This window comes from Candidatus Kaelpia imicola (assembly GCA_030765505.1).
Taxonomy (GTDB): Bacteria; Omnitrophota; Gorgyraeia; order Kaelpiales; family Kaelpiaceae; genus Kaelpia; species Kaelpia imicola.
The window spans coordinates 1-6,437 of the sequence record JAVCCL010000013.1 but is presented as its reverse complement, the minus strand read 5'-3'; the positions used below and the strand labels follow the sequence as shown (position 1 = coordinate 6,437).

Genomic DNA, 6,437 nt, shown 5'->3' with positions numbered 1-6,437 from the left:
TGCACCGTTTTAGTAAATGTCCACCCCATGAGGCTGGACATCTTGTAACTGTTTATTAACAAAAGACTTATGAAAATTGACTCTCCAAAATACCGGACAAAATTGGACAAATTTACCACCTTTTAGCCTTATTCTCTTAATTTTTGCACCCCTCTGAAACCATCCAAACTGTTAAATACAAGTTCGAGCCTTTTGCGGTACCGCGATAATACCACCAAAACTACCTCTCTGAATTGGCCATTTATGCACTTTTTGCCGCTATAACGTTAATAATTTGATCCCGCCTATTCAGAGAGGATATTATAACTAATATTTGCACGGGGAGGGACTGATTCATCTTTCAATAGCATAACGCAAAGAATTTTGTTGACAATAATGATGCAATGTACCATAATATAGAACAGTTGAACCATGTTATGGAACATTAACCTATGAGGGGCGCATGCTAATACCTATACAAAGGAAGAAGATATTAGAAGTCTTCATGAGTGATCCTGCGAAAGAAATACATCTAAGGGAGGTTTCCAGGCTTTCAAAAGTATCTTTAAACAATGTTAGCAATACTCTAAGACAGTTTGCCAAAGATGGTTTATTCAAACGGCGCGAAGTCTCGAATATGTCTTTTTTTAAGCCCAATCTTGATAATGAAGATTTATTGAAACTTTTCGAATACCTGGAACTAAAAAGAAAAAAAGAGTTCTACGGAAATAATAAAAATATTGCCCGCCTTTTAGAGAAATATACCACTAATGTTATAGATTTATCAAAAAGGCAAATTCAGCTTGTAGTGCTTTTTGGCTCCGTGGCCAGAAATGAATGGGTAAAGGGGAGCGATATGGACATATTGGCTGTCAGTTCCAATAAAGATAGTGATGTTATTAATATCCTAAATAAGGCAAAAATAGACGTAAGCCCTCTTTTAGAAATCCGCCCTGTTTCAACAACGATAGAAAAATTTACGGAAGGCCTTAGAAAAAAAACCGAGTTTTACCATGAGTTGTGGAATGATAGAATTATTCTATATAATGAATCATTATTCTGGCAGCTAATCAGAGAAGGAAATAGATAAATGACAAAAGATATCGAAAAAATATTACATGGATGTTTTCATCCAAAAGATGGCCGGTCTAATCTTCACAAGGTCCCCATTAATACAGAACGAGTGAGACAGCATATTGATAAGGCTCATAAAAACTTGCGTGCGATGAAGATAATGTTTGATAATGACCTATTTGACTGGACAATCATCTGCGGGTACTATGCGATGTATCATGCTGTTTTGGCTGTTTTGTTTAAGATAGGTATTCGAGCCACGGCTCACTATTGTGCCATAGCGGCATTTAAAGAATTCTATGTCAAAAGAGGAAAGGTTAAGCCCGAGTATATTATCTATATTAAGAGGGCAAAACAGCTTGAGCAAAAATATGCCGATACCCTAGAAAAAGCACAAGAGGATAGGGTGGTAGATCAATACGGGATTGAAGTGCTTACCAATGATGATGCGGAATGGATATTGGAAGACGCAAAAGATTTTATTCTCAAAATAGAGGAAGTGTTAGCAGAATAAATATGGCCTATTCTGATAGATATTCTTTGGTCAAGAAAGCCGCGAAGATAAATTTGGATGTAGATAGCGGTTACGCCGCATTTCTAAAGCTCGCAAAAGAAAACGGTATTGCGAAGGAGCGTTTAGAATATTATGTGAACGCTTATGAGGCAGCTAGTGATTCAGGGTTGCGCGCGTTATCCTATCGGAAAAGAATGTCTGAAGAGATACGCAAAGCCGCCTTAGAAAAAATTAACGAATATCTTTATAACAAGGCGGCTCCCCAGCACCGTTCGAAAATCGGATTTCTTGTTAAGACGCAGTATAATCAAATTACTCTCGCGGAAAAGAGGCCGCTTTTCGGAGATCCTTCCAGAACAAGCTGCTCGGAGTTTTGTCAAATGCGATATACGGATTTCGATAATCGTTGGCATCTTTATTGGAAAAGGAAGACCGGCAAATGGTGGCCGTATGTTCCTATAAAGGCCGTTTATACAATAAATAATTGTCTTAGAGAAATAGATGAAGACGGGTGGGGATGTTTTTGGGGATAAGCAGGGTTACTTATTATGAATGTCCGGACAAAGAGAGGCGGACATTGATATCTTCTAAACTTCCAAAGAGTTACGCAATTTTGAGCCTAAAATGACCAGACAAAACGGACAAATTTCAAGCCCTTTTGTCCGTCACCAGGCCAGTAATTCGCCTCTCTATAGTAGATAATCCTTGCCATAATAGCTCAATGGCTATATAATTAGCAGCTAGGAAATATGAGAGGTTTCCCCTCGGCTCATACGAGAGGGACCGCGTAAGATCTGCTAGAAAATCCTCTCTGAATCGGCATATAATCTTATATATCCTTTTATATAGTATGCATCTGCAGGTCTATGAAATCAGAGATATAATTTAACTAATATTTGCACGGGGAGGAACATGATAAAATATAAGGTGGATGTTTAGAAAGAATAAGTCAATGCTGATATAATCTGTATATCATTCTTCTTGGTGTCTTGAGGTGGATTTGCATTGTAATCATCAATCAAGCTTAGACTTAATGATAATTTATCATTTATAGGATTTGTCAACTTGGTTTCTGAATGTAACCTAAACTCTCCCATATCGTCCAAAGGTGGATAAAGAGTTAAATCTTGAGACACCAGCGAGTCACCAAATAATTTCTTTTCAAAAAATGCCCTCGGAATAAGGACTACTTCATCACTATCTTTAGTGTCATCTCTAAACTCGGTATGTTCCAAGCCTAGGCCTATCTCTGTCATCGCTTTCCAATCTGGCTCATCAGAAAACCAATATCCTATGCCAATAGATGGAATAACCCTATAATCTATATTGGCAAACCTGTCGTGATCAAGCTCCAGTTTATAGAAATTATACCATTTTTTATTTCCTCCAAAGCTAAAAGCATAGCGACCCATACCATACCACTTTTGAGAATCCATTTTCTTGTTTGAAGAAGAGTAGTGTACGTCGCCTCTTAATGTCAATTCATCATGGTCTGTCTTCCTATTAGCTTTTGACCTCAAAGAGAACTGGTTACTCTGAGTGTTACCGCTTGCTTTGCTGTAACCAACTGCAATCTCGCTTTGCCATAGTTTATCTTCTTCAGGTTCAAAAGGAGTTTCTTCAATTTCACCACTCCTGCCGATATTATCCACAAATGCTCTATTTATAGTTATTGTCCCAATTGCCTCTGTTTCTATTATGATACTCTCTTCTGTTTCACTATTTATATTACCACTTACTCTATCACCATTTTTTAGATAGATTTCATCTGCAAATACATATGATTGAATAAATAAGAATAAAAATACAAACATAACTACACCCATTAAAGGCAAAGGTTTCATAACTTCCTCCTTTTCTTCCCAATTATACCACCACAATCCTCTCTGTGCAAAAAATGGACATTTTTTGCACCCTACTGAACGAAAACAATCTGCTAAATACCATTCTCGAGCCTTTAGACATGCCCGGAAATATCAATGTAACCAACCTCTCAAATTCTCATGTATTTTCTGGGTTATTTGCTATATTAGTGATGTAATTAGACCTAGGATTCAGAGATAATACTATAGCAAATATTTGCACGGGGAGCCATCTTCTCAAAATATAGTTATAACCTATTTATATTACTTACAAAACCCTCTCTCTAAAGTTCAATAAGAATAGAATATATTGGGTATAAGAAATCTTTAATTCTATGTCAAGTTTTTAAATTGATGGTTTTTACTTCAAGGAGTATTATTAGACAACTCTCATAATTGGGAGTTTTAAGGTAAAGAGGCAAAAGATAGCATTAAACAAGGAGGTTTTTTAATGTCTAAATTGATATTTAAGAATTACGGTGGCAGTTACCAGCTTAGAGTTCAAAGTGCTCAGGATTTGGAGAAGATTCAAGTTCTTGATGATGCGTACTGGGCAGCTACCAGTATTCCAATCGACAGCCTCAACTGCGATTATGCATTTACTTCTTATGTAGATACAGATAGAAATGGTCGCATAAGGACTGATGAACTCAAGACGGCTTTAGTATGGTTGTTTCGATTTCTTGCCAATCGTAGCCATTTGTCCGAAGGTACTGAGATACTAAACTTAGGCGATATTGATATTAGTTATCCTGAAGGTCAAAAATTAAAAGCTTCAGCAGAGTTAATTTTAACCAATCTTAACTCACCAAACACGCAGGAGATTAACTTGAGCCAGGTACGGGATGTACAAAGCATTATGGCTAGTATGGCGAATAATGGCGATGGCATTATTCCTCCTGAAGTCACAACTGACCCTGATTTAGCCCAATTTATCACCTCGGTCATGGAGACTGTCGGCTCTACTTTAGATGCCTGCGGTAAACCGGGGATCAGCCAAAAGCAGCTTGAGATATTTTTCCAGGAAGCTGAAAGTTATCTTGTCTGGCAAAGGGAAGGAGAGATTCCTAAAGGAGATAAAACCACAGAAATTATGTTTTGGGGAACTGAGACGCCGCAAGCTTATCAGCTGATGGTTAGCTTAGAATGGAAGCTTGACCAATATTTTGCACAGTGTGCAATGGTCAGGTTCGATGAACGGACAATAGCCCAGATGCAGCTTCGCCAGAAGGAGCTTGAGGAAATCGATTTTACGGATAAGTCAATGATGGAATCCCGTCTTAAGAATGCTCCATTGGCTTTACCAAATCCAAAAGGTATCTTGGATTTAGAGTCAATGATCAATCCCGGATATCTTGAGCGACTATTTGAAGTTAGAGAAAAGGTTCTAAAGCATGCTCTTGGAGAATCAGTCAAACAGCTTACTGAAAAATAGTGGAATAAGGTAAAAGCTATCTTTACACCATACAGGATATGGTTAAAAAGCAAGCGGGGTATAAAGGTAGAAAAGCTGGGAACAGATAGGCTAAATACCTATCTTAACGGACCGTACAGGCGAGAGACGAGTGAGTTGATCGCAAAGGATCTGGCTGCGGCTGATGATTTAAACCAGATACATAATTTGGAAAAACTAATTCTTTATCAAAGATGGTTGATGGAATTGGCAAACAATTTTGTCAGTTTTAAAAATCTGTATTCTCCTCAAAATCGGTCTCTCCTAGAAATGGGGAGATTAGTAATTGATGGCAGGGAAATGACTTTTACAATGAAAGTTCAGGATAGATCTATCCACAAAAAAATAGCAGGAAACAGTTATATCTACCTGCTGTATTTGGAAATTACCGGCCGTCAAGAGAAAGATATTAGATTTGAAATTGTGGCTGCAGTAACTTCTGGGAACACAGGTCGATTGCGTATCGGTAAACGCGGTATCTTTTTTACCATAGACGGCATAGAGTGGGATGCAGAGATAGTGGATATCGTGGAAAACCCTATCAGCCTCTGGGAGTCAGTAAGAGCACCTTTTAAGCAAATTACTGATTTGGTGAAAAAACAAATAGATAAATTCAGTAAATCCCGTCAAGATAAATTAGAAACAGCCATTTCTTCTCCTAGCGGATCCGGCATAGCACGTGATCTTTTATTAGGCGGGGGCATAGCTATTGCGGCTCTTGGATCATCCTTCGCTTATATTACCAAGGCTTTTTCCCAAGTGAAACTGGTTCATATCCTGGGTATGTTAGTGGGACTAGCAATTGTTGTTATATTGCCGGGTATGATTATAGGTTTTACCAAGATAGGCAAACGAGATATGAGTGTTCTTTTGGAAGCATCGGGTTGGGCGGTAAATGTGCAGATACGGTTAAATGCTGCTTTAGGGCGGCTTTTCACCCATACGCCGCGTTTACCAAAAAGTGCATATAGAGAACGAAGAGATGTAGTGATGCAGTTTGTGAAAAAGTTTGGTTATAGATCCTTCCGCTTAAAAAAGTTGTTTAGGGTAATTTTAATTATTACCTTCATTATGTTTTGTATGACACTGTTTCTGAGCATATATCCTAAAACGAAGTCATTATTCAACATTTTTAAGTAGAGATTTCATTAAAATGAATGTAGCTGAGGATTTTTTAAAATAATACTTATTGCTTTTGTCATTTTTTTCTCCCTTTTTTAAAATATCAGCATATCTTTTATATAATTCCAGATTATCGAAAAATATTAGCTGGTTTTAAAGCGTTTATCTAATGCAATAAATGCAACAAAAACATTCATTTATATTATCGTTGCAAAGAATACTCATTTAGGAGTATAATATATTCGCTTTGTAAAAATTATCAGTCCCGGAAATAGTCTCAGTAACATCATGATTTTCTTGTGTTGGTTGTTCATGTTCACGACTACTTATAATACATTAGGCTGTTTTTTATCAACACCTTCTTGATTTTCTTATGGTGAACTCACGTTATTTAGGAAGAAAAATATGCGTATTGCACAAATAGCTCCCATTT

At 37.3% G+C, this 6,437-nt stretch carries 6 protein-coding genes; 5 read left to right on the top strand and 1 reads right to left on the bottom strand.

The genetic code is table 11. The annotated features are described in order from the left end of the window. Window positions 1-442 precede the first annotated feature (442 nt). From P9L98_02300 to P9L98_02290, 3 genes are read left to right on the top strand one after another with little or no spacing between them, the layout of a single operon-like run. Entirely contained in the window at window positions 443-1,069 is a 627-nt protein-coding gene (locus P9L98_02300; protein MDP8216137.1) for a nucleotidyltransferase domain-containing protein, read from the top strand. Continuing rightward, entirely contained in the window at window positions 1,070-1,567 is a 498-nt protein-coding gene (locus P9L98_02295; protein MDP8216136.1) for a HEPN domain-containing protein, read from the top strand. Next, the gene (locus P9L98_02290) at window positions 1,507-2,100 is read left to right on the top strand and encodes a DUF3024 domain-containing protein (GenBank protein MDP8216135.1); all 594 of its coding nucleotides are present in this window, start codon (window positions 1,507-1,509) and stop codon (window positions 2,098-2,100) included. The genes P9L98_02295 and P9L98_02290 overlap by 61 nt, the downstream gene beginning before the upstream one ends. Before the next feature lie 402 nt (window positions 2,101-2,502). On the opposite strand, the gene P9L98_02285 is transcribed toward P9L98_02290, so the two are convergent. Further along, window positions 2,503-3,411: a DUF481 domain-containing protein gene (locus tag P9L98_02285; protein ID MDP8216134.1), complete on the bottom strand. Its 909-nt coding sequence runs from the start codon at window positions 3,409-3,411 to the stop codon at window positions 2,503-2,505. A gap of 469 nt (window positions 3,412-3,880) precedes the next feature. Here P9L98_02285 and P9L98_02280 point away from each other — a divergent pair, with 469 nt between their 5' ends. After that, complete coding sequence (locus tag P9L98_02280) at window positions 3,881-4,864, top strand: hypothetical protein (GenBank protein ID MDP8216133.1); 984 nt, start codon at window positions 3,881-3,883, stop codon at window positions 4,862-4,864. Window positions 4,865-4,999: 135 nt separating this feature from the next. Further along, window positions 5,000-6,022: a hypothetical protein gene (locus tag P9L98_02275; protein MDP8216132.1), complete on the top strand. Its 1,023-nt coding sequence runs from the start codon at window positions 5,000-5,002 to the stop codon at window positions 6,020-6,022. The last annotated feature ends 415 nt before the right edge of the window (window positions 6,023-6,437 follow it).